This is a genomic window from Streptomyces sp. NPDC058051 (assembly GCF_042885475.1).
Classification (GTDB): Bacteria; Actinomycetota; Actinomycetes; order Streptomycetales; family Streptomycetaceae; genus Streptomyces.
Map to the genome: position 1 here is coordinate 106278 of NZ_JBHVRW010000002.1, position 24447 is coordinate 130724.

Consider the following 24447-nt stretch of genomic DNA (forward strand, 5'->3'; position numbering starts at 1 on the left):
GACCCTCGTCGACCGGCGCAGGCAGTCGCCGTTCGAGGCAGGCGCTGCCGGCCGACTGCGGCCGGCCCCGACCGCGCGGCGGCCTGCGCCTGCGCCGTCCCGTCCGCCTACCGTTCCGCCGCGCCCACGAGAGGATCCAGCAGTTCGACGACCCGGAACCGTTCGGCGACGACCATGGTGTCGTCGTCGACGGTGAACTCCGGGTCGCCGAGCGCCTCGCGCATCTCCTTGCTGTGCCAGAACCTCTCGTGTGCCGCCCGCCACCCGGCGACCGACGTGTCGCCCTCGCCCTCGTCGACGACATGCTGAAGATCGACGTCCCCCAGGCGCAGCACCCGCACCTCGGTCACCTCCAGCACCGCGATCTCCCGGCCGTCCGAGTTGATCAGTGCGGACCGCTCACCCACCGGAGGGAGTTCCTCCTTCTCCGCCTCGTACTCCGCGAGCAGACCCGTCGTCGACACCTTCACACCGGCGAGCACCGCCCCCACCAGCTGGTCGCGCAGCGGTCCGGGGAAGACGAGCAGAAAGGGTTTGAGAGGTTCACGGTTCGACATGGCGTCAAGTCTGACATGTGCCTGTGACACGGCACCGGGACGCGCGCCGGTCGCCATGCGTCAACCGTGCGGGGAACGAACAGAGTTGACAAAGGGTACGGACGTCCGGGCTGCCGTCCTCTGCGCCTGTCGCTCGCCGGCCCCGCGCCCGGGTGCTCGACCGTACCCCGCGCCCGGGTGCTCGACCGTCCCCCGCGCCCGGATGCTCGACCGGCCCGGTGCGCACGCTGTGGCATGCGCACCGGGCCGGCCCCGCACCCCAGGGCTAGAAGAGAAGCGACAGCAGCAGGATGAAGACGAGCGAGGTCACGGAGATGATGGTCTCCATCACCGACCAGGTCTTCACCGTCTGACCGACGTTCATGCCGAAGTACTCCTTCACCAGCCAGAACCCGGCGTCATTGACATGGCTGAAGAAGAGCGAGCCCGCGCCGACGGCGAGGACCAGCAGGGCGGCGTGGGACGTCGACATGTCGGCGGCCAGCGGAGCGACCAGACCGGCCGCCGAGATGGTGGCCACGGTCGCCGAACCGGTCGCGAGCCGGATCGCCACGGCGATCAGCCAGCCCAGCAGCAGAGCCGGGATCGACCAGTCCTTGGAGAAGTCCAGGACCATCTGGCCCACACCGGCGTCGATGAGGGTCTGCTTGAAACCGCCGCCCGCGCCCACGATGAGCAGCACGCCCGCGATCGGGGCGAGGGACTTCTCGACGGTGGTGGAGAGCCGGCCCTTCGAGAAACCGGCCGCCCGGCCCAGCGTGAACATGCCGACTATGACGGCCGCGAGGAGCGCGATCAGCGGTGAGCCGATCACATCGGTGATCCGCTGGACATGCTGTTCCGGGTCGTCCACGACGATGTCGACCAGGGCCTTGACGAGCATCAGCACGACCGGCAGCAGGATCGTCGCCAGGGTGGCGCCGAAGCTGGGCCGGCGGTCCAGATCCTCCGAGGGACGCTGCGGGATCATCCTCTCCGGCGCCTGGATGTCCACCCAGCGCGCGGCGTAACGGGAGAAGAACGGTCCCGCGATGATCACGGTCGGGATCGCGACCAGCACCCCGAGGGCGAGCGTGACGCCGAGGTTGGCGCCGAGGGCGTCGATCGCCACCAGCGGGCCGGGGTGCGGCGGAATCAGCCCGTGCATCACGGAGAGACCGGCCAGCGCCGGGATACCGATCCGCATCAGGGAGTAGTTGCCGCGCTTGGCGACGAGCAGCACCACCGGGATCAGCAGCACGATCCCGACCTCGAAGAACAGCGGCAGACCGATGATCGAGGCGATGAGGACCATCGCCCACGGCATGGTCCGCCCGCTCGCCTTCGCCAGGATCGTGTCGACGATCTGGTCGGCGCCGCCGGAGTCGGCGAGCAGCTTGCCCAGAATGGCACCGAGCGCGATGAGGACACCGACACCCGCGACGGTCGAGCCGAGGCCGGCGGTGAAGCTGGCGATCGTCTTGGCCGGTGCGGCGCCGGCGAACGAACCGAGCGCCAGCGAGCCGATGGTCAGCGCAAGGAACGCGTGCATCTTGAACTTGGTGATGAGCAGAACGATGAGGGCGATGCCCGCCAGGACTGCGATGCCCAACTGAGCGTTGCCTGCCGAAGTGATCGGTTCGACGGCATCCGCTGCCAGCATCTCGACGCTGAGACTGGTCACGGTGGTGATCCTTAGTTGTCGAGCCGACGCAACGCGGCGACGGCTCGCTGGGTGATTTCTTCAGGGGTGCCGGACACATCGACCGAGACTCCGGCCTCGTCCTCCTGCAGCGGCTGCAGGGTGGCGAACTGGGAGTCGAGCAGCGCGGTGGGCATGAAGTGGCCCTTGCGCTGCGCCATGCGCTCCTCGATCAGCGCCCGGTCGCCGGTCAGATGGAGGAAGACGGCATCGGGGGCCTCGGTCCGCAGCCGGTCGCGGTAGACCCGCTTGAGCGCCGAACTGCTCACCACACCGCCGAGACCCGCCCTGCCGTGCGCCCACCGGCCGATCGCATCGAGCCAGGGCCACCGGTCGGAGTCGTCCAGCGGGGTGCCGGCCGACATCTTGGCGATGTTCGCCGCGGGATGGAAATCGTCGCCCTCGGCGTACGGAACGCCGAGTCCGGCGGCGAGCAGGGGGCCGACCGTGGTCTTGCCGGTCCCTGCGACGCCCATCACCACGACGACATGGGGGGTGCTCATTGGTGGTGCCTCGCTGTCCTCTTCGACGTCTTCCTCGACATCGGTCCGTCGCGCTACTGAAACCCATACGTACGACTTATTCAAGATGTTGTGACGTAAACGTCGTACTTTTTGTTCCTCGGGGGCGCCCCGTAGGCTGTGCTCATGACGACACAGGGCCCCGGGTTGCATACATATGTGCTGGACACCCTGGGTCTGGAGATCACCGCGGGGGAGCACCGGCCGGGGCAGGTGCTGCGTACCGACGAGCTGGCCCAGCGCTTCGACGTCTCGCGCACGGTCGTACGCGAAGTGATCCGCGTCCTCGAATCCATGCGCCTGGTCGAGTCCCGGCGCCGGGTCGGCGTGACCGTCCAGCCGATCGAGGCGTGGAACGTCTACGATCCGCAGGTCATCCGGTGGCGGCTGGCCGGCGCCGACCGCCCGCGCCAGCTGCGCTCCCTGACCATGCTCCGCTCGGCGATCGAACCGGTCGCGGCCGGTCTCGCCGCCCGCAACGCCACCGCGGAGCAGTGCGCGGCCCTCACCGAGTGCGCGCTCGGCATGGTCGCCACCTCGCGGGGCCATCAGCTGGAGGGCTATCTGAGGCACGACATCGCGTTCCACCGGATCGTGCTCGACGCCTCCGGCAACGAGATGTTCGCGCGGCTCGGCGACGTCGTGGCCGAGGTCCTGGCGGGCCGCACCCACCACCAGGTGATGTTCGAGGACCCCGACCCGGCTGCGGTCACCCTCCACGTACGGGTCGCCGAAGCGGTGCGTGAGGGCGACGCGGCCGGGGCGGAGCGGCTGACGAGGGAGATCGCGGTGGGAGCCCTGCACGAGCTGGACGTGCTCGCGCCCTGAGGTCCGCACCGAGGCGTGCTCGCGCCCTGAGGCCCGCACCCAGGTGCCCTCGCGCGTACGCCCCGACGGCCGCACCCGGCTTCGCCCCACCGGGCGGCCGTCGTACGGTTCCCGCCGAAGCGGTCCGCCGTGACACCCTGGCGGGGCGTACGGTTGGTCGCGTTCGATCTTCGCAAAACGATGGAAAACAGGGAGACGGCGGTATGTCGCAGCAGGTGCAAGGGGTCATCGCGCCGGGGAAGAACGAGCCGGTACGGGTCGAGACCATCGTGATCCCCGACCCGGGCCCCGGCGAGGCCGTGGTGAAGATCCAGGCGTGCGGCGTCTGCCACACCGATCTGCACTACAAGCAGGGCGGCATCAACGACGAATTCCCCTTCCTGCTCGGCCATGAGGCCTCGGGCGTGGTGGAGTCCGTCGGCGAGGGGGTCACGGATGTCGAGCCCGGCGATTTCGTCATCCTCAACTGGCGTGCCGTGTGCGGGCAGTGCCGCGCGTGTCTGCGCGGTCGCCCCTGGTACTGCTTCAACACCCACAACGCCCGGCAGAAGATGACCCTGCTCGACGGCACGGAGCTGTCGCCGGCGCTCGGCATCGGCGCGTTCGCCGAGAAGACCCTCGTCGCCGCCGGTCAGTGCACCAAGGTCGACCCGGAGGTCTCCCCGGCCGTCGCCGGACTGCTCGGCTGCGGCGTGATGGCGGGCATCGGCGCCGCCATCAACACCGGGCAGGTCGGCCGCGGCGACTCGGTCGCCGTGATCGGCTGCGGCGGTGTCGGCGACGCGGCGATCGCCGGCGCGCGGCTGGCCGGCGCGGCGAAGATCATCGCCGTGGACATCGACGACCGCAAGCTGGAGACGGCGAAGGCGATGGGTGCCACCCACACCGTCAACTCCCGCTCCGCCGACCCGGTCGAGGCGATCCGCTCGCTGACCGGCGGCAACGGCGCGGATGTCGTCATCGACGCGGTCGGCCGCCCCGAGACGTACCAGCAGGCCTTCTACGCCCGCGACCTCGCCGGCACCGTCGTCCTCGTCGGCGTCCCCACCCCCGAGATGCAGCTCGAACTCCCGCTGCTCGACGTGTTCGGCCGCGGCGGCTCGCTCAAGTCCTCCTGGTACGGCGACTGCCTGCCCTCCCGCGATTTCCCGATGCTCATCGACCTGCACCAGCAGGGCCGGATCGACCTCGGCGCGTTCGTCACCGAGACCATCGGGCTCGGCGACATCGAGCAGGCGTTCGCCCGGATGCACGACGGTGACGTACTGCGCTCGGTGGTGGTCCTCTGATGGCCGCCCGCATCGACCACCTCGTCACCTCCGGCACCTTCGCGCTCGACGGCGGGGAGTGGGACGTCGACAACAACGTCTGGATCGTCGGCGACGACACCGAGGCGATCGTCATCGACGCGGCCCATGACGCCGCCGCCATCGAGGCCGCGCTCAACGGCCGCACGCTGCGCGCCATCGTGTGCACACACGCGCACAACGACCACATCGACGCGGCCCCGGCCCTCGCCGCCGCCACCGGCGCACCGGTCCTCCTGCACCCCGACGACCTGCCTCTGTGGAAGCAGACCCACCCGGACCGTGCCCCGGACGGCGAACTCGCCGACGGCCAGGAACTGGAGATCGCGGGGACGACGCTCCAGGTCCTGCACACCCCGGGACATGCCCCGGGCGCCGTCTGCCTGTACGCCCCCGGGCTGTCCACCGTCTTCACGGGCGACACGCTGTTCCAGGGCGGGCCCGGCGCCACCGGGCGGTCGTTCTCCCACTTCCCGACGATCGTCGCGTCGATCAGGGACCGGTTGCTCGCCCTGCCCCCGGAGACCACCGTCCGTACCGGACACGGCGATTCCACCACCATCGGCGCGGAGACCCCGCACCTGGACGAGTGGATCGCCCGCGGTCACTGAACACGCGGTTCACCGGTCCGGCCACGCGGAGAGCCGCAGCCCGCTCTCGAAGCGGCGCGGCCCGCCCGTGACCGGATCGGTGAACTCCAGCACCCGGGCGAGGAGCTGGAGCGGGTGCGACCAGTCGTCGGCCGCACCCTCAGGCAGGACCACCGGGTAGACCGGGTCGTGGACGAGCGGCAGCCCGAGGCTGTTCATGTGGACCCGCAGCTGATGCGTCCGCCCGGTGGCGGGCACCAGCCGGTAGCGGCCGAGGCCCGCCCGGTGCTCCACCAGCTCGATCCGGCTCTCGCTGTTGGGCTCACCCGGCTCCTCGCGGGCGGCGATGACCCCGCGTTCCTTGACGACGCGGCTGCGCACGGTGCGCGGGAACGCCTGTGCGGGATCGTACGGCGCCACCGCCTCGTACTCCTTGAGCACCAGGCGGTCCCGGAACATCGTCTGGTACGCGCCCCGCTCCTCGGGCCTCACGACGAAGAGCACGAGCCCCGCGGTCAGCCGGTCCAGCCGGTGCGCCGGCTGCAGCTCGGGCAGGTCCAGCTCACGGCGCAGCCGGGCCACCGCGGTCTCGGTGACATGACGGCCACGCGGTGTCGTCGCCAGGAAGTGCGGCTTGTCGGCGATGACGAGATGCTCGTCGCGGTGGACGACACCGACCGGGAACGGAACCGGCTCTTCCGGTGCGAAATCCCGGTGGAACCAGATGTACCGGCCGACGGTGTACGGCTCGTCGGCGGACACGGGGCCCCGCACGGAGACGAACCGGCCCTCGGCGAACATCGCGTCCACCCGCGCCGCCCCGATCGCGTCGGCGAACCGCGCCAGCAGATGATCGCGGACCGTCCCCCACCGGCCGTCCGGATCCTCGGGGAGCCGCAGCCGGACCGGATCGATCCCGTCCCGCTGCGGCAGCGGCGCCGACGGGGGCTTCGCACGCCCCCTCACCGGGGTGCGCCTGCCGGTACAGCGGTGCGCATGGTGCGGCTCCTCGTGTCTGCTCTTCTTCCAGGGCCGTCCCGCGGCTGTACCCCGGCTCCTTCCCGGACGCGTCATCCTTCCACAGCGGTGGTACGCGCCCTCAGGCCCCGGGCAGCGTCACCTTCTCCGGACCGCAGCCGACGCGCTCGGCCTCGCCGGCGACATAGCCGGGCAGCAGGCGTCGGGTGAGATCGAAGTGCCCGTTCGACGTCGTCTCGAACTGCTCCACCATGAAGATCACCGGACCGGTCTGGCAGCTTGCCCGGTAGATGGCCCGCGAGCCGTCGAGCCGGCCGGAACCCTTGGATCCCTTGACGGGCAGACCGGCCTTGAGCGTGTCCCGCGAGAAGATCTCGCCCAGCACCGGGTCCGTCACCGTCGTCATCCGCACGACCGGGGAGTAGCCGCCACCGACCTCGCAGACCCGGGCGGGCCCGCCCTCGCCGCCGACGCGCGCCTGCGTCAGCTGCTTGCCGTACGCCGAGGGGAGCGCGAGGCCCTTGACGCCGCAGAAGGCGCCGGGCTTCGTCTTCTGCGCGGTCACCAGCGGCGGCAGGGTGCGGGGCGTCCGATAGGCGCCGGAGCAGCCGAATGCGCGGATGACCCCGTTGGCCGCCTCCACCACCGCGCGGGTCAGGGCGGTGCGGTCCTCCCGGTCGTACTTCGGCAGGACATCGCTCCCGGCCCGCCCCATACCGATGTCCACCACGGTGGGACCGCTGAACTCGTCCCGTCCGGTGCAGTTCTGCGGCAGCGCCAGCCAGGCGCGCGAGGACGAGGTCAGACCGGGCAGCCCGTCGCCCAGCGCCACCATGTGGGCCGAGAGGAACTCCTGAGGCCACTCATGCGCGTCGGTGCCCTTGAGACCGTCCAGCCGGTGCACCCGTACGGTCACCTGGCGGCGGGAACGGTCGTCCTTGTAACTCGTCACGCGGCACTGCCCGTAGGACAGTTCCTCATCGCGCGGATCGGCCTGCAGGGACTGCTCCTCGACCTCGGTCCTGCGGTCACCGAAGAGGCCCGACATGGTCGAGTCACTGAGCGAGTCCCAGCAGGGCGCGGGACCGAGCAGCGGAAGCGTGTCCGTACGCCAGGCCACCGCACCGGCACCGAGGAGAACCCCGACCAGTCCGGCGGCGGTGGCGGCGCGGGCGGTGCGGCTGCGGAACAGGCGGCGAAGAGCCGAACCACGGGCGGGGACGGGTTCCTGGTCCCGGCCCTGCTCGGGGGCCGGGCCGGGCCGAGGCACTTGTGTCGCTTCCTGCGCCTGTTCCCCATCCCCGTCCTGCTCGGGGGACGGGCCGGGCCGAGGCGCCTGTGCCTCTTCCCGCGTCTGTTCCGCCTGCCTCTGCTCCTGCTCCAGCTCCTGCCCGTGGCCCTGTTCCCGGGGAATGCCCGTGTTCTCGCCGCCCACCGCCGCTGCCCTGTTCTCCTCGTAGCCTTCGCCGTTCACGCGGCCTCACCGGTCCCGCACCCGATGCGCTTGCGCACGGACTCGGTGAAGTTCGTGAACACGCGCGTGTCGTCGGGCCGGCCCGTGCCCTTCAGCTGGGACTGCACGTTTCCGTAGAACACCGTCTCCCGGCCGTCGCACTCGATGCGGACGAGTCCGTTGCCGGGGCCCTCGGGAAGCCCCTTGAACAGGGCGACCAGGCGCGGCTCGCCCGCCATCACGTACTGCGCCGCCGGCTCGTCCGGCACCCGTGGCGTACGCCACACCACCGAACAGGTCTGGAGCCGTTCGCCGACCACCCCCACCTGCTCCTGGTAGTGGGAATCCCGGCCGAATTCGAAGGTCACACCGGGTATCCGGCACAGCGGGCTCCGGGCGGACTCGTCGTCCTCGGCGACCGTCACGAAGGGCGAGGTCATGCGCAGAGGCCGGTCCGGTGCACAACCCGCCTTCCGCATACCGGTGTTCGCGGCGTCCAGCAGCATCCGGGTGACATCGGACCGGTTGCCGATCGCGAACGGCATGGCCACTTTGCCCAGATGGCCGTCTCCGGTGCTTTCGCCGCGGATCGTCACCACGGTCGGCCGTCCCTCCACATCGCAGGCCTCGGGCAGCACCAGCATGGCCCGGTCACCGGCGACCAGTCCGTACAGCCCGTCCGGCAGTTGAGAAGCCGACCCGTCGAAGTACCGGGCCAGCCAAGCGCGTTGCTTCCCGACCCCGGTCGGCACCGGACCGAACTCGACGGTGACCTGCTCCTTGAACGTGAGGGGCTCGTCCGAGTCGTCGTCAGGTACGGCCGAGCTCACCACGACCGTGCAGGTGGCGTGGTGGCGGTCGGAGGAGGGGGGTGCGGACTGGGTGGCGCGCCGCTCGGAGTCGGACTTGGCGAGTGCGCCGTCACCGAGGAAGGCCGGACCGCTGTTCTGTTCCCATGCCCCCCAGCAGTAGCTGTCCCGGAACGGCGGGCTGTCCGTCGCCCACAGCCCGATGCCGGATGCGAGTACGGCCCCGGCGACCGTCCCGGCGAGGAGCACGTTCCGCCGCCTGCGACCGCTGCCCATCACATTCCCCCTAGCCGCGTACGTAGATCACACAAAGCCCCGATGCTACGCGGTCGTTCACCACCCACCCGGATGCGGTGACGCCCGCCGCCCGACGGGCAGCCGCCGGGCGGGTACCGCGGGGAGGGCTCGGACAGGCTGATGGAGCCGGGTCCTGCGAAGCCATCGCGCATCGAGCGAGCGAAGACTCCCGCCATTGATTCCGGCCTGGTCCGGCCTGGGGCTCGCTGGTCTGTCGGTCACGTGGGTGATCGCACCACTGCCCCGGAAAAGCAGAAAACCCCACGTGAAGTGGGGTCTCAGCTGGTGTCCGAGGGGGGACTTGAACCCCCACGCCCGATAAAGGGCACTAGCACCTCAAGCTAGCGCGTCTGCCATTCCGCCACCCGGACAAGGTGTCTGTCTCGCGGGCCCGGCCCGTTCCGACGTGGAAAACAATAGCAAACATTCGGGGGTGCTCGATCACGCCGGGGGAGTGTGAAGGGCCCATGACGAGGGGTGGGCGGCCTTGGGTGCGCGGGCCGGGCGCGGGAGGATGAGGGGGAGCACCAGAGCGACAGTGGAAGGAAGCAGTGTGAGCGAGACCAACGCGGCCCGGACCGTCTCGGGCGAGGACGAGGTCGTGGACCTCTGTCGTGAGCTGATCCGGATCGACACCAGTAACTACGGGGACCACTCGGGGCCGGGAGAGAGGGCCGCCGCCGAATACGTCGCGGAGAAGCTCGCCGAGGTCGGGCTGGAGCCGCAGATCTTCGAGTCGCACAAGGGCAGGGCCTCGACCGTGGCGCGGATCGAGGGCGAGGACCCGTCCAAGCCCGCGCTGCTGATCCACGGGCACACCGACGTGGTTCCGGCCAACGCGCACGACTGGACGCACCACCCGTTCTCGGGCGAGGTCGCGGACGGCTGCGTGTGGGGACGCGGCGCGGTCGACATGAAGGACATGGACGCGATGACTCTCGCGGTCGTCCGCGACCGGATGCGCAGCGGCCGCAAGCCTCCGCGCGACATCGTGCTCGCGTTCCTCGCGGACGAGGAGGCGGGCGGTACGTACGGTGCGCGGTACCTCGTGGACAAGCACCCCGGCCTGTTCGAGGGCGTCACCGAGGCGATCGGCGAGGTCGGCGGCTTCTCCTTCACGGTGAACGAGAAGCTGCGGCTCTACCTCGTCGAGACGGCCGAGAAGGGCATGCACTGGATGCGGCTCACCGTGGACGGCACCGCCGGCCACGGCTCGATGACCAACAACGACAACGCGATCACCGAGCTCTGCGAGGCGGTCGGGCGGCTGGGGCGGCACAAGTGGCCGGTCCGGGTGACCAAGACCGTACGGTCCTTCCTCGACGAGCTGTCCGATGCGCTGGGCACCCCGCTCGACCCGGAGGACATGGAGGCGACGCTGGCCAAGCTGGGCGGCATCGCCAAGATGATCGGCGCCACGCTCCGCAACTCCGCCGCTCCCACCATGCTCGGTGCCGGCTACAAGGTCAACGTGATCCCCGGGCAGGCCACCGCCCATGTGGACGGTCGCTTCCTGCCCGGATTCGAGGACGAGTTCCTGGCCGATCTCGACCGGATTCTCGGCCCGCGGGTGAAGCGTGAGGACGTGCACGGGGACAAGGCGCTGGAGACCAGTTTCGACGGCTCGCTCGTGGACGCCATGCAGGTCGCCCTGAAGGCCGAGGACCCGATCGCGCGGGCGGTCCCGTACATGCTGTCCGGTGGTACGGACGCCAAGTCCTTCGACGACCTCGGTATCCGCTGCTTCGGGTTCGCCCCGCTGAAGCTGCCGCCGGAGCTCGACTTCGCGGGCATGTTCCACGGTGTGGACGAGCGCGTACCGGTGGATGGTCTGCAGTTCGGCGTCCGGGTGCTCGACCGTTTCATCGACAACTGCTGAGCCCTTGCCGGTTTTCCGCTGATTCGCCACACCATTAATCGCCAGCGTGTGCGTATGTGACCGGAACGAGTGAAAGGAACCATACGCTCGTAGCTCGATTACCTCTTCCTCGTTACAAGTGATGCGGTCCGCGGCTGGGACCGCATTGCCAACTAGGAGGAATAATGATCAAGAAGGTCGTCGCTGCTGCGGCTGTGACTGGTGGTCTGGTGCTGGCCGGTGCGGGCATGGCCGTCGCGGACTCCGGCGCCCAGGGTGCCGCTGTCGGCAGCCCCGGTGTGCTCTCGGGCAACGTCATCCAGGTTCCCGTGCACGTGCCGGTGAATGTGTGTGGCAACACCATCTCCGTGATCGGGCTGCTGAACCCCGCCTTCGGCAACACCTGCGTCAACGCCTGACGTTGTGCGTCAACCCGTAAGGGTTTGAATCCGGTCGGCCCCGGAGTGCACGCCATGCACTCCGGGGCCGCTGGGTAATCAGCCCCCGCACGGTTGAGTCCGGGGGGTATTCCGGAAGGCAGAAGGCAGGAAACAACCTATGCGACAGGTCACGCGTAAAGGCCTGATCACCATGGCGGCTGCGGGCGGCGTGCTCGCGCTGAGTGGTGGCTACGCGCACGCCGACGCGGGAGCGGCCGGCGGCGCGTCGAATTCCCCGGGGGTGCTTTCAGGGAATTCGGTCCAGATCCCGGTCCATGTACCGGTCAACGTATGCGGCAACTCCGTGAACGTCGTGGGGCTGCTCGACCCGGCGGCGGGAAACGCCTGCGGAAACGGTTCGCAAAGCGCCTCGTCGGGCCGGCACGCCTCGGGTACCCAGGCCTCCGGCGACCAGGACCGGACGCACCGGGCGGGCACCGGAAAGCACCGGGCCGTCACGAGCGGCACCGGGAGCGGAGCAACGGCCGAGGGGGTCACGAGCGGCTCGCCCGGTGTCCTCTCGGGCAACAACATCGCGGTACCCATCGACATCCCCGTGAACGCCTGCGGGAACAGCGTCACCATCGGCGGACTCCTCAACCCCGCCTCCGGAAACGAGTGCGGAAACGGTCCGGACGTCGTCACGCCACCGGTCGGCACCCCGGTCACCCCGGTCACCGAGAACGAGCCCCCGGTGCCCGGACCGCGGACCGTGCCGAACAGCCCCGAGGTACAGAACGTCGCCGAGCTCGCACACACCGGAGCGGGCGGGCTCGACGTGCTGGTCCCGGCGAGCGCGGGCCTGCTGCTGGCGGGCGCGGGCACGGTGCTCTACCGCCGCGCCAGGATGTCCGCCTGAGCGCTGTCCCGTAATCCCTGGTGGGTGCGCGACGGATCACGGGACAACCCTTGGCGAGACAGCGACGCGATCGCGGTGAAGGGAGCGGGCCCCGCAGTTGCGGGGCCCGCTCCGTCTCACCAGGTGGCTCGGAGCTGGCGGATGATCCGTCGGCGCAGCCGCACCCTGCGACTGCCGTCATGGCGCAGCGACAGCCGGTCCAGCTCCCAGTGCCCGTACTCGGCATGGTCGGTCAACAGGCGGGCCGTGTCCTTCCGGGACACCCCGCGCGGTACGTACACATCGACAAATTCGTATTCCGGCATCGCATCTATTGTGCGGGCAGAGCCCGCGTACGGATAGCGTCTGCACTATGTCTGATGCTGTGCAGCCCACCGCTGCCGAGGTACGCGCCGCCGCCGAAGCGATCAAAGCCGCGCTCGACCATCACCTCGAGGCGGTCGAGCGCCGGACGGGGGACGACGATCCCGCTGTCTATGACGCGTTCAACGCACTGGCCGCCGCCGCCGAGTTCTACGACGAACTGCTCTACGACCGCTATGACGAGGTCACTCCCTTCGAGATCCCGGGTGCGGAGGACTCCCTGCCGCCGTACACCGGCCCCGAGGAGCCGAACGCGCTCAGCGTGCTCATCCGCCGCGACTACGCGGTGGCGGAGCCGCCGCGGCTGCTCGCACAGGCGCAGCGGATCGCCGATCTCGACCCGGACGACCGCGGCGTCGGAAGCGCCGCGGTCGTCGGCTCCAGCGTCCACGCGGCGCTCGGAGTGCTCTTCGGCGAGTACGAACCGGACGAGATCGCTTCCCGGCATGCGGAGTTCGGCCTGGAGGAGGGGGACTCCACGCTCTGGGTCACGGCCGCGGAGGAGCTGCCCGAGGCGGGGGAGTGGCTCGGCGCGCCGTTCGACGACGCGGATCCGCAGCTGGTGGTCTGCCGCTTCGACGTCAGCGCGGTCTTCGACGAGGACGAATCGGACGGGGAGCGGGTCGGCCTGGTGGTGGACGGCTCCTGATCCGTCCGCCGGGCGGGCTCGGAACCGAACCCGCCCGGCGATGGAGGACCGGGCGCTGTCCGGTCAAGCGGGCGGAGTCTCCAGCAGGGTGCGCAGTCGCGTCGTCCGGTCCAGCGCCGGGGACTGGGCGACCGCGCGCTGGAGCGCCTGATCCACCCCGTGCACGACGGACAGGTGCCGCTCAGCGCGGCCGAAGGCGGTGTGGACCCAGGGGCGGCTCAGCCCCTGGGCGGCGTCGCCCGGCAGTACGACGACCACCGCCGGCCATCGCGTCCCCGCCGCCTGGTGGGCGCTGAGGGCCCAGCCGTGGCGCACGGACGCCTCCACCCGCTCCTGCGCCACGACGACCTCCGAGCCCGCGCAGTCCAGGTGCAGGCCCTCGGTGTCGGCCGAGACGACGACCCCGGGCACGGTCCTGCCGGGTGCCGGGACATGGACGACACGGTCGCCCGGGTCGAAGCCGCCGAACCGCCCCGGGCCGGGGTTGAGCCGCTGTTTCAGTGCCGCGTTCAGCGCCCTGGTCCCTGCCGGGCCGCCGTGGCCGACGGTGATCACCTGGGTGTCGGCCGACGGTACGCCGATGGCGCGCGGTACCGAGTCGGCGACCAGTTGCACCGTGCGGTGCACCGCCTCGCCCGCGTCGCGCACGGGGACGATCACCACTTCCTTGCCGGGCGCCGCGACCTGGTTCAGCTCACCGATGCCGATGCCGGAGACGAGTTCGCCGATCGGCCCCGGATCCGGCGTACGGGACACGATCTGCGGGCAGGCGCGGGCCGCGAGCACGTCGGCGAACACTCGTCCCGCACCGGCCGAGCCCAGCACGCCCGGGTCGCCGCTGAGCACCAGGCGGGTGCCGTCGGCGAGGGACTCCACGAGGGCCGCGGCGGCCTCGACGTCCAGTTGCGGTGCGTCCAGCACGACGAGCAGGTCGGTGGCGATCGCTCCCTCGTCGTCCCGCCCCGGTCCCTCCGCGCCGGAGAGCAGCCCGGCGAGGGTGACGGCCGTCGACGGATCGCCGGTCGCCTCGGCCAGCCGGCGCCTGCCGTCGACGCTGTGCACGGCGCCCAGGGCGCGCAGTCCGAGCCCGCGGGCCGCGGTGATCAGCGCGGCGGGTTCGGCCCTGGCCGCCTCGCCGCCGGTGTGCGTCACGACGCCGTGGGCCGCGACCGCACGGATCAGCTCGGCCGCCGACGGGGAGCCGGATCGGTCCGCCGGCTCCGCCCAGTCGGCGTCCTTCTCGCAGGCGTTGACCAGGCGGGCCAGGCCGTCGGCGAGGCTCTCCTCGGCGAGTGCGTACCGGTCGAGACCGAGCAGCACCTGCACCGGTTCCTGTTCGGCCCCGCTCTCGGAGCCTCCTTCGGTGTCCTCGCCGGGTTCCGCCGGTGGTGCGGACTCCTGGTCGTCCTGACCGTCCTGGAAGACCAGGACGACGCCCTCGGCGACGGCATGCCGGACGGCGGCCTCGGGGTCGACCACCGAGCGCTCGGCGAGCGCGGCACGCACCGCTGCCGCGTCCAGTGCCGTGTGGCCCCGGAGCGCGGCCCGCTCCAGCAGCCAGCCGACCAGGGCCGCGGTCCGCCGTTCGTCGTCCGGACCGCATTCGGCGCCCAGCAGGGCGCGCGCGAATCCATCGGCCTGTTCGGGCCTGACTCCGGGTACGCCCAGCAACTGCCACGGGTCGTGGCGCAGGACATCGGCGGCCTGCGCACCGAGGGCCTCGGCCGTCGGGCCCGCCAGCGCTGCGGGCGCCCCGCCCTCGGCCAGCACGGCCGCCACCGAGGCGACGGCCTCCGGCGAGGCGCCCTGCGGAGCCGGGGCCGGCTGGGGCGCGCGCGGGCGCACCGGAGCGGGTGCGGGAGCGGTCCGGCGAGGAGCGGCAGGTGCGGGAGAGTCGAAGAACGCGGCTGCGGGCTTCTCACCGCTCTCCACGGCCCGCACGGCCGCCAGCAGATCGGCCGCCTTCCCGTTCAGCTTCGCACCTGCGGCGATGGGGCCTTCCTTCTCGGCCTTGCGCTTCTCGATCCGCTCCCTCAGCTCACGCTGGGCGGCGAGCTCGGCCTCGGCCTCGGAGAGGGGCGCGGGGCCGTCCGCCGCGCCGTCGGCGCCGGGCGCGGCGCCTTCGGGGGCCGTCCGGTCCGCCTCGGACACGCCGTCGGCCCCGCCGGTCGCTTCGGCGTCGTGCGCCGAGTCGTGGGGCGGGGCGCCCGCTTCGGCGTCGTGCGCCGCGCCGTCGGGCGTGCCGACCGCGTCGGTCGCCTTGTCCGTCCCGGTGTTCCCGGAGCCGTCGCCGCCGGTCCCCGCGTCGTCGGCCGCCTCCGTGTCGGCGGCGCTGTCGCGCGCCGGTCCCTCGCCCGCCCCCTGGCCCTCGTGCTGCGCGGACGGAGCGGGCACGGCGGAGGGGGACGCGACGACCTCGGTGTCGTCGGTGGCCGGGGAGCCGGGGGTCTCCCCCCGGGGTAGCGCAGTCACAGCGTGCTCCAGTCCTGGTCGGGATAGCGGTGCACGGGCGCCGACACGTCGTCGAGCGCCTGGCAGATCTCCTCAGGAAGACTAAGCGCCTCCACTGACAATGCCTCCGTGAGCTGCTGCGCGTTGCGCGCGCCGACGATCGGGGCCACCACTCCGGGCCGGTCCCGCACCCAGGCGAGAGCCACCTGGAGCGCCGTCGTGGCCAGGCCGTCGGCCGCCGTCGCCACCGCGTCCACGATGCGGCGCGCCGGATCGTCGAGATACGGCTCGACGAACGGAGCCAGCAGCTCCGAGGCTCCGCGGGAGTCCGCCGGAGTGCCCGTCCGGTACTTGCCGGTCAGGACCCCGCGCCCCAGCGGGGAGGAGGGCAGCAGCCCCACGCCCAGATCGAGCGCGGCCGGCAGCACCTCGCGTTCCACCCCCCGCTGCAACAGGGAGTACTCCATCTGGGTGCTGGCCAGCCGGGTGCGCGCCCCGGGCGAGGCGAGCTGCCAGGTCGCCGCCTTGGCCAGCTGCCAGCCGCAGAAGTTCGACACCCCCGCGTACCGGACGCGGCCGGTGGAGACCGCCAGGTCCACCGCCTGAAGGGTCTCCTCCAGCGGCGTCACCGGATCGAAGGCGTGGATCTGCCACAGATCCACGTAGTCGGTGCCGAGCCGTTCCAGGGAAGCGTCCAGCGCGGCCAGCAGATGACCGCGGGAGCCGTTGAACCGGCGATACGGGTCGGCCACGCTGCCCGCCTTCGTCGCGATGACCAGATCGTGCCGCGGCACCAGGCCCTCGACGAGCCGCCCGAGCAGATACTCGGCCTCCCCGCCGCCGTACACATCGGCCGTGTCGACCAGGGTGCCGCCCGCTTCCCAGAAGGCTTTCAGCTGTTCGGCGGCGCCGTGTTCGCCGGTGTCCCGGCCCCAGGTCAGGGTGCCGAGTCCGATCCGGGACACGCGAAGGCCGGTGCGGCCGAGTTGCCTCTGCTCCATGTGCGCTGAGATTACTGGCCAGAGCCCCACTCGGCGGAGGCCTGTGGACAACCGGCCGTCACCTCGCCCCTGCCGGAACGCCCGGGCGCGCGCTAGAGTCCGGAGCTCAGGGACGTTACTGATCAGTAAGGGGAGCGGCTATGCGGCTCGGCATCAATCTCGGTTACTGGGGCGCGGGGATGGACGGCGACAACCTCGCCGTCGCCCAGGAGGCCGACCGTCTCGGTTACGACGTCTGCTGGGCGGCGGAGGCGTACGGCTCCGACGCGCCGACCGTGCTCGCCTGGGTCGCGGCCCGGACCGAATCGATCGACGTCGGCTCCGCGATCATGCAGATCCCGGCCCGCCAGCCCGCGATGACCGCGATGACCGCCGCGACCCTCGACTCGCTCTCCGGCGGCCGGTTCCGGCTCGGTCTCGGCGTGTCGGGACCGCAAGTCTCCGAGGGCTGGTACGGCGTCAAGTTCGACAAGCCACTGGCCCGCACCCGGGAGTACGTCGAGATCGTCCGCAAGGCGATGTCCCGTGAGCGGCTCTCGTACGAGGGACAGCACTGGACGCTTCCCCTGCCGGACGGTCCGGGCAAGCCGATCAAGCTCACCGTCCACCCCCAGCGCGAGCACATTCCGCTCTACATCGCCGCGATCGGGCCGAAGAACCTGGAGCAGACCGGCGAGATCGCCGACGGCGCCCTGCTGATCTTCCCGTCCGCGGAGCACCTTGAGGAAACCGCCGTGAAGTATCTGCGGGCGGGGCGCGAGAAGGCCGGCGAAACCATGGAGGGCTTCGACGTCTGCCCGACCCTTCCGCTCGCCGTCGGCGACGACATCAACGGTCTCGCGGACACGTTCCGCCCCTACACCGCGCTGTACGTGGGCGGCATGGGGAGCCGCAAGCAGAACTTCTACAACCAGCTCGCACAGCGCATGGGGTACGAGAAGGAAGCAGCCGAGATCCAGGACAAGTACCTGGCCGGTGACAAGAACGGCGCCGCTGCCGCCGTACCGCACCAGCTGATCGACCAGACCACGCTGCTCGGTTCCGTCGAGCGGATCGCCGAGCGCATGCAGGCGTACGCAGCGGCGGGTGTCACGACACTGACGCTCGCTCCGGCCGGTTTCACGCTCGACGAGCGGATCACGGCCCTGCGGGCCGGAACGGACGCCCTGGAGCGCTCCGGGCTCGCGTAGCACCCCGCCCCGGGGGCCTCACGGGGCCTGCGCCGGGGCTCCGGCGGAACACTACGGCCGTGGTGGGGGCTCGGGGACTCCCCGCCACGGCCGTCACGGGTTCAACGCGCGGCGGGTCGCGCGGTTACGCCCGGCAGTGTGCGCCGGACCGAGGCGGCTGTGCCGGCCGCCGGCATCCACGCGGTCCACGTGTACGAACGGCTCGTCGGGTGGCAGCGCATGGTGAGCCTGTCGCCGCCCGAGCGACGCGACGCGCCGGGCGATCCCGCGACGCGGGTGTCCGAGTCCGCCTGAGCCGGGCGGTGCGCCCGGCCGTCCCTCAGAGCCAGCCGCGTCTCTTGAACTGCCGGTACAGACCGAAAACCACGCCACCCATCAGCACGATCACCGTGGGATAGGCCCACACCCAGCGCAGCTCCGGCATGTGCTCGAAGTTCATGCCGTAGATCCCCGCCACCATGGTCGGCACGGCGGCCATCGCCGCCCAGGCCGAGATCTTGCGCATGTCGTCGTTCTGCCGCACACCCACCTGGGCCAGGTGCGCCGAGAGGATGTCGGAGAGCAGCCGGTCCAGACCCTCCACGTACTCGTTGGCGCGCGTCAGATGATCGCTCACGTCGCGGAAGAACGGCTGCGAGTGTTCGTGGACGAACGGCACCTCCGCACTCGCCAGCCGGGCCATGGGGGCGCTCAGCGGACCCGCGGCGCGGCGGAACTCCAGGAGCTGGCGCTTGAAGGTGTAGATGCGGGACGCGGTGTTCTTGGTGTCCACGGTGCCGGTCGGCGCGAACACCTCGGTCTCCAGCTCCTCCAGGTCGACCTGAAGCTCAGCCGCCACCTCGATGTAGTGGTCGACGACGGCGTCGCTGATCGCGTACAGGACCGCGGTCGGCCCGTGCTTGAGCACGTCCGGCTCCGACTCCAGGCGACGGCGTACCGCGGCGAGCGGGGCACCCTCCCCGTGCCGCACCGTCACGACGAAGGAATCGCCGACGAACGCCACCAGCTCGTCGGTGCTGACCGTGTCGCTCCGCTGCTCGTACACCACCGGCTTGATGACCGCGAAGAGCGAGTCGTCGTACACCTCCAGCTTGGGCCGCTGGTGCGCGCTCAGGGCGTCCTCCACCGCCAGCGGATGCAGCCCGAACTCGCTGCTGACGCGTTCGACCTCGTCCTTCGTCGGCTCGTACAGCCCGATCCACAGGAACGCGTCCCCGGTGGCCCGTGCCTCCGCGAGCGCGTCGGAGAGGTCGGCCGGGCCCTCGGTACGGCGCCCGTCCCGGTAGATCGCACAGTCCACAATCACGGCGCGCATTCTTCCCTGCCCCGGTCCCCGGCGCACCTCACCGTCGTCGGCGGCCTACCCTGACCCGTATGCCCACCCTGATCCTCGTACGCCACGGACGCTCCACCGCCAACACGGCCGGGGTACTCGCGGGCCGCACCCCCGGTGTCGCCCTCGACGAACGCGGCTGCGCACAGGCCGCGGCGCTCCCCGGACGGCTGGCCGCGCTGCCCCTCGCCGCGGCCGTGAGCAGCCCCCTCCAGCGTTGCCGGGAGACCCTCCGGCCGCTGCTCGACGCCCGGCCGGACCTGGTGCTGCACACGGAGGAGCGGATCAGCGAGTGCGATTACGGCGACTGGTCGGGGCGCAAACTGGCGGAACTGGTCGACGAACCGCTCATGGGCGTCGTGCAGCAGCACCCCTCTGCCGCGGCGTTCCCCGGCGGCGAGTCCATGCGCGCCATGCAGGCGCGCGCCGTCGACGCCGTACGGGACTGGAACGCGCGCATCGAGGCCGAGCACGGTGACGACGCGGCCTACGTGATGTGCTCGCACGGCGACATCATCAAGGCCGTCGTCGCCGACGCGCTCGGTATGCATCTCGACCTCTTCCAGCGGATCCACGCCGACCCCTGCTCGGTCACCGCGATCCGCTACACCAGGCTGCGGCCCTTCCTGCTGCGCCTCGGCGACACGGGAGACCTCGCCGCGCTCGCACCCCGTGAGCACACCGACGGCGCGGACAGGGGCCCGCGCGCGGCGGATGCCGATGCGGACGCGGCGGTCGGGGGCGGCGCTGGGGCGCCGTGATCGCTCCGCGCAGTAGGGTGGACGCGCCGTAGGCGCCCTTCCGGGAACCACCCCGGACCCCGGCCGCCCCTCATCTGCCGTCAATTTTCAAGGGAGACAGGACGTGTCCCGTCAGGTGTTCCTCTACGACCCCCCGGACCGCTTCGTGGCCGGTACGGTCGGGTTGCCTGGACGTCGTACGTTCTTCCTGCAGGCATCCTCAGGCGGACGCGTCACCAGCGTGGCCCTGGAGAAGACTCAGGTCGCCGCGCTCGCCGAGCGCATCGACGAACTGCTCGACGAGGTGGTGCGACGGACCGGCGGGAACTCGCCGGTGCCCGCCGTGGCGCCGATGACCGTCGCCGACACCGCGCCGCTCGACGTACCCGTCGAGGAGGAATTCCGCGTCGGCACGATGGCGCTCGCCTGGGACGGCGAGGAGCAGCGCATGATCGTCGAGGCACAGGCACTCGTCGAACTGGACGTGGACTCCGACGAGGACCTCGCGGAGGCCGAGGAGCGGCTGCTCCAGGACGAGGAGAACGGTCCGCCGATGCTCCGGGTCCGCCTCAGCGGCCCGCAGGCCCGCGCCTTCGCCAAGCGCGCCCTGGACGTCGTGAACGCCGGGCGCCCGCCGTGCCCGCTGTGCAGCCTGCCGCTCGATCCGGAAGGACATGTATGCCCGCGCCAGAACGGGTACCGTCGCGGAGCCTGACCGCCACCGAACTGGTCACCCTCCTCACCGAGGGCCGGTTGACCGTCCGCGGCCGGATCAGCGGGGCGTCCAACGCGGTGCTCTACTGCACGGTCGCCCACGAGGGCGAGGAAGTGACCTGCGTCTACAAGCCCGTGGCCGGGGAACGGCCCCTGTGGGACTTCCCGGACGGAACGCTGGCCCAGCGCGAGGTGGCCGCGTACGAGATCTCCGAGGCGACCGGGTGGGGGCTCATACCGCCCACCGTGCTGCGCGACGGGCCCTACGGCCAGGGCATGTGCCAGCTGTGGATCGATGCCGCACCGGAGACCGACGGGACCGACGAGGCCGACGGAACCAGCGGAACCAGCGGGACCGACGGGACCGACGGGGCCTTCGCGGACGGCCGGCCTCCGCTCCTTGCACTCGTCGAGGACGAGGAACCGGGGGAGGGCTGGAAGGCCGTCGCCTTCGCGGAGGTCGACGAGGGCAGGACGGCCCTGCTGGTCCACGCGGACGATCCGTGCCTGCGGCGGCTCGCGGTCCTCGATGCCGTGATCAACAACGGTGACCGCAAGGGCGGCCATCTGCTGCCCGCCGCCGACGGCCGGCTCTACGGCATCGACCACGGTGTGACCTTCAACGCCGACGACAAACTGCGCACGCTGCTCTGGGGGTGGGCGGGGGAGCCGTTGACGGCCGATGCCGTCGAGGTCGTCGACCGGCTCGGCGCGCAACTCGCGCCGGGCAGCCCCCTCGTCACCCGGCTGGCCGAGCTGATCACCGCGGCCGAGATCGAGGCGCTGCGGGGCCGGGTGGAGGCCCTGAGAGCGTCCGGGAAGCACCCGGAGCCGAGCGGGGAGTGGCCGTCGATCCCCTGGCCGCCGGTGTGACGGGAACAAGCCGGTGTGCCGGTCGAGAACCGGGAGCGCGCGGACGGGAGCGGTGGGAAGCAGAAGGGTCCGGACCGCGCAAGACCGCCTCTTCGGCCAAGATCCGGCATCCGGTTCGTATCCGGAACTTGCGTCCGGTTACGCTCGTGTCATGCATGCCTGGCCCGCTTCTGAGGTCCCCGCCCTGCCCGGCAAGGGCCGCGACCTTCGGATCCACGACACCGCGACCGGCGGACGGATCACTCTCGACCCCGGTCCCGTCGCCCGTATCTACGTCTGCGGCATCACGCCGTACGACGCGACCCACATGGGTCACGCGGCGACCTACAACGCGTTCGACCTCGTTCAGCGCGTGTGGCTCGACACCAAGCGGCAGGTTCACTACGTCCAGAACGTGACCGACGTGGACGACCCGCTCCTGGAGCGGGCCGTGCGCGACGGCCAGGACTGGACCGCGCTCGCCGAGCGCGAGACGGCCCTGTTCCGCGAGGACATGACTGCCCTTCGCATGCTTCCGCCGAAGCACTACATCGGAGCCGTCGAGGCGATACCCGGCATCGTGCCGCTCGTCGAACGGCTCCGGGACGCCGGCGCAGCCTACGAACTCGACGGTGACGTGTACTTCTCCGTCGAGACCGACCCGCACTTCGGCGGGGTCTCGAACCTCGACGCCGACGCGATGCGGCTGCTCTCCGCCGAGCGCGGCGGCGACCCGGAGCGCCCCGGCAAGAAGAACCCGCTCGACCCGATGCTCTGGATGGCCGCCCGCGAGGGTGAGCCGAGCTGGGACGGGGCGTCGCTCGGGCCCGGTCGGCCCGGCTGGCACATCGAGTGCGTCGCCATCGCCCTGGACCACCTCGGCATGGGCTTCGACGTCCAGGGAGGCGGGTCCGACCTCGCCTTCCCGCACCACGAGATGGGTGCCTCGCACGCCCAGGTACTGACCGGCGAGTACCCGTTCGCCCGGGCGTACGTGCACGCCGGCATGGTCGCCCTGGACGGCGAGAAGATGTCCAAGTCCAAGGGCAACCTGGTCTTCGTCTCGAAGCTGCGCCAGGACGGCGTGGATCCGGCGGCGATCCGCCTCGCCCTGGCGGCGCACCACTACCGGTCCGACTGGGAGTGGACCGATCAGGTGCTCGCCGATGCGGTGGAGCGTCTCGCACGGTGGCGAGCCGCGGTCTCGCGGCCCGACGGGCTGCCTGCCGAGGCCCTGGTGGAGGAGGTCCGCGAGGCCCTCGCCGACGACCTGGACGCACCGGCGGCCCTGGCCGCCGTGGACCGCTGGGTCGAACGCCAGAACGCCGAGGGCGGTACGGACGAGGGCGCACCCGGTCTCGTCTCGCGCACGGTCGACGCGCTGCTGGGGGTCGCCCTGTAACGCCGCCCGCAGTGCCACGCGGGGCCATCACCCCGCTGGTCACCCTTCGATGAACCGGCCCCGGACTTCTCGACGAAGTCCGGGGCCGGTTCCGTTGCTCCGCCGTGCCCAGTGATCGTTCCTGCGCTGGGCCAAGGGGTCGGACCCGTGCTGGGCCAAGGGTCCGGACCTGCGCCGAAGGCGCTCTGTGCCGTCATCGACGCGCACCGGGGCGACGACAGTCACAGTGACGACAGTCGCAGTCCTGAGGGGGCAGCCCCATCCGTCGCCGCTGCCCCGCCCGACCCTCGGCCCCGTCAGTCCTCCGATGAATCCTCCGGCCGCTCCTGAGGGCCGTCGCCGTCGCCGTCGTCGTCCTCCTCGTCGGCCGACGGCTGTCGGCCGGCCCCGCCGACGGGCGGCGAACCGGGCCCCGTCCCGCCGCCGTTGTCCGGCCGGACCGGCTTCGGCGGCCGGGTGCGGCCGGTGGAGGTGTCGCGCAGATACGAGGCGTCGCCGCTGTCCGTCGCGTGTCCGCCGGGCGCCTGGCCCGGGCCGATGTCCCGGCGGCGCAGATAGCGCTCGAACTCCCGGGCGATGGCCTCGCCGCTCGCCTCGGGCAGTTCGGCGGTGTCCCGGGCCTCCTCCAGCGTCTGGACGTATTCCGCCACTTCGCTGTCCTCGGCGGCCAGTTGATCGACGCCGAGCTGCCAGGCCCGTGCGTCCTCGGGCAGTTCTCCCAGCGGAATGCGCAGACCGAGAAGGTCCTCCAGGCGGTTCAGCAGCGCGAGGGTCGCCTTGGGGTTGGGCGGCTGCGACACATAGTGCGGCACCGCGGCCCACAGGCTCACCGCGGGCACGCCCGCGTGCGTACAGGCCTCCTGGAGGATGCCGACAATGCCCGTCGGCCCCTCGTACCTGGTCTCCTCCAGGTCCATGGTCCGAGCCAGATCCGCGTCGGAGGTGACTCCACTGACCGGTACCGGGCGGCTGTGCGGGGTGTCACCGAGCAACGCGCCCAGGATCACGACCATCTCCACGCCCAGCTCATGGGCGAAGCCCAGGAGCTCGTTGCAGAACGAGCGCCAGCGCATGGACGGCTCGATTCCGCGGACCAGGACGAGATCACGGGGCTTGTCGCCGCCGACGCGGACCACGGAGAGCCGGGTGGTCGGCCAGGTGATCTTGCGCACCCCGCCGTCCAGCCACACCGTCGGCCGGTTGACCTGGAAGTCGTAGTAGTCCTCGGCGTCCAGCGCCGCGAACACCTCGCCCTTCCACTCCCGGTCCAGATGCGCGACCGCCGTGGAGGCGGCGTCACCTGCGTCGTTCCATCCCTCGAACGCGGCCACCATGACCGGGTCGATCAGCTCGGGAACCCCCTCGAGCTCGATCACCCAGGCCTCCTTCCGAAGTTCCCTTGCGTACCCGTCAACCTTACGGCTTCCGGCCACTCCCGCCGCAGCCTTGTGCACGGCCGGGTGAACCTCGGCCACCGGGTGTGTCACCGGCCGAATCAGGGAACCAGTCTCTGCATACATCCGAGCTGTGTCCCGTCACTTTCGTTCAATCCCTGGACATTGGGCCATTCAGGA

Annotated in this window: 23 protein-coding genes, 1 tRNA gene and 1 pseudogene; 13 read left to right on the forward strand and 12 right to left on the reverse strand. The window is 71.2% G+C overall.

The annotated features are described in order from the left end of the window. Positions 1–107 precede the first annotated feature (107 nt). The 3 genes from ACFVUT_RS03975 to ACFVUT_RS03985 form a co-directional block, all read right to left on the reverse strand. A complete protein-coding gene (locus tag ACFVUT_RS03975; protein ID WP_389655105.1) occupies positions 108–557 on the reverse strand; it encodes an ASCH domain-containing protein in 450 nt (149 codons plus the stop codon). A gap of 265 nt (positions 558–822) precedes the next feature. After that, positions 823–2220 (reverse strand): GntP family permease, encoded by a 1398-nt coding sequence (locus tag ACFVUT_RS03980; RefSeq protein ID WP_389655107.1) that lies wholly within the window; start codon positions 2218–2220, stop codon positions 823–825. Positions 2221–2231: 11 nt separating this feature from the next. Then, positions 2232–2741: a gluconokinase gene (locus ACFVUT_RS03985; RefSeq protein WP_389655109.1), complete on the reverse strand. Its 510-nt coding sequence runs from the start codon at positions 2739–2741 to the stop codon at positions 2232–2234. Between the two features lie 144 nt (positions 2742–2885). Between ACFVUT_RS03985 and ACFVUT_RS03990 the strand changes: the two genes are divergently transcribed. The 3 genes from ACFVUT_RS03990 (at position 2886) to ACFVUT_RS04000 (ending at position 5505) form a co-directional block, all read left to right on the forward strand. Continuing rightward, on the forward strand, positions 2886–3587 hold the full coding sequence (locus tag ACFVUT_RS03990; protein WP_389655111.1) for a FadR/GntR family transcriptional regulator: 702 nt from the start codon (positions 2886–2888) through the stop codon (positions 3585–3587). A gap of 203 nt (positions 3588–3790) precedes the next feature. Continuing rightward, a complete protein-coding gene (locus ACFVUT_RS03995; protein WP_389655113.1) occupies positions 3791–4876 on the forward strand; it encodes an S-(hydroxymethyl)mycothiol dehydrogenase in 1086 nt (361 codons plus the stop codon). Next, the gene (locus ACFVUT_RS04000) at positions 4876–5505 is read left to right on the forward strand and encodes an MBL fold metallo-hydrolase (RefSeq protein ID WP_389655115.1); all 630 of its coding nucleotides are present in this window, start codon (positions 4876–4878) and stop codon (positions 5503–5505) included. Before ACFVUT_RS03995 ends, ACFVUT_RS04000 begins: the two co-directional genes overlap by 1 nt. Before the next feature lie 9 nt (positions 5506–5514). On the opposite strand, the gene ACFVUT_RS04005 is transcribed toward ACFVUT_RS04000, so the two are convergent. The 4 genes from ACFVUT_RS04005 to ACFVUT_RS04020 all read right to left on the reverse strand — a co-directional run bounded on the left by ACFVUT_RS04005 (position 5515) and on the right by ACFVUT_RS04020 (position 9392). Continuing rightward, positions 5515–6450 carry a pseudouridine synthase gene (locus ACFVUT_RS04005; protein ID WP_389655117.1) on the reverse strand — a complete coding sequence of 312 codons (936 nt, stop codon included), beginning with the start codon at positions 6448–6450 and terminating at the stop codon, positions 5515–5517. A 133-nt stretch (positions 6451–6583) separates the two neighbouring features. Continuing rightward, entirely contained in the window at positions 6584–7936 is a 1353-nt protein-coding gene (locus ACFVUT_RS04010; protein ID WP_389655119.1) for a hypothetical protein, read from the reverse strand. Continuing rightward, positions 7933–9000: a hypothetical protein gene (locus ACFVUT_RS04015; RefSeq protein WP_389655121.1), complete on the reverse strand. Its 1068-nt coding sequence runs from the start codon at positions 8998–9000 to the stop codon at positions 7933–7935. Before ACFVUT_RS04015 ends, ACFVUT_RS04010 begins: the two co-directional genes overlap by 4 nt. Positions 9001–9304: 304 nt before the next feature. Beyond that, positions 9305–9392: transfer RNA gene (locus tag ACFVUT_RS04020), tRNA-Leu, on the reverse strand. Positions 9393–9574: 182 nt separating this feature from the next. Between ACFVUT_RS04020 and ACFVUT_RS04025 the strand changes: the two genes are divergently transcribed. The 3 genes from ACFVUT_RS04025 to ACFVUT_RS04035 all read left to right on the forward strand — a co-directional run bounded on the left by ACFVUT_RS04025 (position 9575) and on the right by ACFVUT_RS04035 (position 12178). After that, positions 9575–10900 (forward strand): M20/M25/M40 family metallo-hydrolase, encoded by a 1326-nt coding sequence (locus tag ACFVUT_RS04025; protein WP_389655123.1) that lies wholly within the window; start codon positions 9575–9577, stop codon positions 10898–10900. Positions 10901–11064: 164 nt separating this feature from the next. Then, entirely contained in the window at positions 11065–11298 is a 234-nt protein-coding gene (gene chpH, locus ACFVUT_RS04030; protein ID WP_389655125.1) for a chaplin ChpH, read from the forward strand. A 139-nt stretch (positions 11299–11437) separates the two neighbouring features. Beyond that, positions 11438–12178, forward strand: coding sequence for a chaplin (locus tag ACFVUT_RS04035; RefSeq protein ID WP_389655127.1), 741 nt, complete (start codon positions 11438–11440; stop codon positions 12176–12178). Positions 12179–12294: 116 nt separating this feature from the next. Here ACFVUT_RS04035 and ACFVUT_RS04040 read toward each other — a convergent pair whose 3' ends face one another. Continuing rightward, on the reverse strand, positions 12295–12483 hold the full coding sequence (locus tag ACFVUT_RS04040) for a DUF5703 family protein (protein WP_389655129.1): 189 nt from the start codon (positions 12481–12483) through the stop codon (positions 12295–12297). 47 nt (positions 12484–12530) lie between these two features. Here ACFVUT_RS04040 and ACFVUT_RS04045 point away from each other — a divergent pair, with 47 nt between their 5' ends. Continuing rightward, positions 12531–13190 (forward strand): hypothetical protein, encoded by a 660-nt coding sequence (locus ACFVUT_RS04045; protein ID WP_389655131.1) that lies wholly within the window; start codon positions 12531–12533, stop codon positions 13188–13190. Between the two features lie 63 nt (positions 13191–13253). On the opposite strand, the gene ACFVUT_RS04050 is transcribed toward ACFVUT_RS04045, so the two are convergent. Together ACFVUT_RS04050 and ACFVUT_RS04055 are read right to left on the reverse strand one after the other, a co-directional pair. Beyond that, entirely contained in the window at positions 13254–15662 is a 2409-nt protein-coding gene (locus ACFVUT_RS04050) for a helix-hairpin-helix domain-containing protein (protein ID WP_389655133.1), read from the reverse strand. Beyond that, a complete protein-coding gene (locus ACFVUT_RS04055; protein ID WP_389655135.1) occupies positions 15659–16642 on the reverse strand; it encodes an aldo/keto reductase in 984 nt (327 codons plus the stop codon). The genes ACFVUT_RS04050 and ACFVUT_RS04055 overlap by 4 nt, the downstream gene beginning before the upstream one ends. 140 nt (positions 16643–16782) lie before the next feature. Here ACFVUT_RS04055 and ACFVUT_RS04060 point away from each other — a divergent pair, with 140 nt between their 5' ends. After that, a complete protein-coding gene (locus tag ACFVUT_RS04060; RefSeq protein WP_389655137.1) occupies positions 16783–17832 on the forward strand; it encodes an LLM class F420-dependent oxidoreductase in 1050 nt (349 codons plus the stop codon). Between the two features lie 144 nt (positions 17833–17976). Beyond that, positions 17977–18126 (forward strand): annotated as a pseudogene (locus tag ACFVUT_RS04065) (ferritin-like domain-containing protein); the annotation flags it as partial. 25 nt (positions 18127–18151) lie between these two features. On the opposite strand, the gene corA reads toward ACFVUT_RS04065, so the two are convergent. Then, entirely contained in the window at positions 18152–19147 is a 996-nt protein-coding gene (gene corA / locus ACFVUT_RS04070; protein WP_389655139.1) for a magnesium/cobalt transporter CorA, read from the reverse strand. Positions 19148–19206: 59 nt separating this feature from the next. Here corA and ACFVUT_RS04075 point away from each other — a divergent pair, with 59 nt between their 5' ends. The 4 genes from ACFVUT_RS04075 to mshC all read left to right on the forward strand — a co-directional run bounded on the left by ACFVUT_RS04075 (position 19207) and on the right by mshC (position 22873). Next, entirely contained in the window at positions 19207–19926 is a 720-nt protein-coding gene (locus ACFVUT_RS04075; RefSeq protein WP_389655141.1) for a histidine phosphatase family protein, read from the forward strand. Positions 19927–20029: 103 nt separating this feature from the next. Further along, the gene (locus ACFVUT_RS04080; protein WP_389655143.1) at positions 20030–20620 is read left to right on the forward strand and encodes a DUF3090 domain-containing protein; all 591 of its coding nucleotides are present in this window, start codon (positions 20030–20032) and stop codon (positions 20618–20620) included. Continuing rightward, positions 20584–21492, forward strand: coding sequence for an SCO1664 family protein (locus ACFVUT_RS04085; RefSeq protein ID WP_389655145.1), 909 nt, complete (start codon positions 20584–20586; stop codon positions 21490–21492). The genes ACFVUT_RS04080 and ACFVUT_RS04085 overlap by 37 nt, the downstream gene beginning before the upstream one ends. 151 nt (positions 21493–21643) lie before the next feature. Continuing rightward, positions 21644–22873 carry a cysteine--1-D-myo-inosityl 2-amino-2-deoxy-alpha-D-glucopyranoside ligase gene (gene mshC / locus ACFVUT_RS04090; protein WP_389655147.1) on the forward strand — a complete coding sequence of 410 codons (1230 nt, stop codon included), beginning with the start codon at positions 21644–21646 and terminating at the stop codon, positions 22871–22873. Between the two features lie 296 nt (positions 22874–23169). Here the strand turns inward: mshC and ACFVUT_RS04095 are convergent, their stop codons facing one another. Continuing rightward, positions 23170–24249 carry a PAC2 family protein gene (locus ACFVUT_RS04095; RefSeq protein ID WP_389655149.1) on the reverse strand — a complete coding sequence of 360 codons (1080 nt, stop codon included), beginning with the start codon at positions 24247–24249 and terminating at the stop codon, positions 23170–23172. Between the last annotated feature and the right edge of the window lie 198 nt (positions 24250–24447).

Bases quoted from the DNA above. Each gene is read 5' to 3' on its own strand.
- ACFVUT_RS03975 (WP_389655105.1), bottom strand. From the start codon at position 557: ATGTCGAACCGTGAACCTCTCAAACCCTTTCTGCTCGTCTTCCCCGGA.
- ACFVUT_RS04045 (WP_389655131.1), top strand. From the start codon at position 12,531: ATGTCTGATGCTGTGCAGCCCACCGCTGCCGAGGTACGCGCCGCCGCC.
- corA (WP_389655139.1), bottom strand. From the start codon at position 19,147: ATGCGCGCCGTGATTGTGGACTGTGCGATCTACCGGGACGGGCGCCGT.
- ACFVUT_RS04040 (WP_389655129.1), bottom strand. From the start codon at position 12,483: ATGCCGGAATACGAATTTGTCGATGTGTACGTACCGCGCGGGGTGTCC.
- ACFVUT_RS04035 (WP_389655127.1), top strand. From the start codon at position 11,438: ATGCGACAGGTCACGCGTAAAGGCCTGATCACCATGGCGGCTGCGGGC.
- chpH (WP_389655125.1), top strand. From the start codon at position 11,065: ATGATCAAGAAGGTCGTCGCTGCTGCGGCTGTGACTGGTGGTCTGGTG.
- ACFVUT_RS04015 (WP_389655121.1), bottom strand. From the start codon at position 9,000: ATGGGCAGCGGTCGCAGGCGGCGGAACGTGCTCCTCGCCGGGACGGTC.
- ACFVUT_RS03995 (WP_389655113.1), top strand. From the start codon at position 3,791: ATGTCGCAGCAGGTGCAAGGGGTCATCGCGCCGGGGAAGAACGAGCCG.
- ACFVUT_RS04085 (WP_389655145.1), top strand. From the start codon at position 20,584: ATGCCCGCGCCAGAACGGGTACCGTCGCGGAGCCTGACCGCCACCGAA.
- ACFVUT_RS04060 (WP_389655137.1), top strand. From the start codon at position 16,783: ATGCGGCTCGGCATCAATCTCGGTTACTGGGGCGCGGGGATGGACGGC.
- ACFVUT_RS03985 (WP_389655109.1), bottom strand. From the start codon at position 2,741: ATGAGCACCCCCCATGTCGTCGTGGTGATGGGCGTCGCAGGGACCGGC.
- ACFVUT_RS04055 (WP_389655135.1), bottom strand. From the start codon at position 16,642: ATGGAGCAGAGGCAACTCGGCCGCACCGGCCTTCGCGTGTCCCGGATC.
- ACFVUT_RS04075 (WP_389655141.1), top strand. From the start codon at position 19,207: ATGCCCACCCTGATCCTCGTACGCCACGGACGCTCCACCGCCAACACG.
- ACFVUT_RS03990 (WP_389655111.1), top strand. From the start codon at position 2,886: ATGACGACACAGGGCCCCGGGTTGCATACATATGTGCTGGACACCCTG.
- mshC (WP_389655147.1), top strand. From the start codon at position 21,644: ATGCATGCCTGGCCCGCTTCTGAGGTCCCCGCCCTGCCCGGCAAGGGC.
- ACFVUT_RS04000 (WP_389655115.1), top strand. From the start codon at position 4,876: ATGGCCGCCCGCATCGACCACCTCGTCACCTCCGGCACCTTCGCGCTC.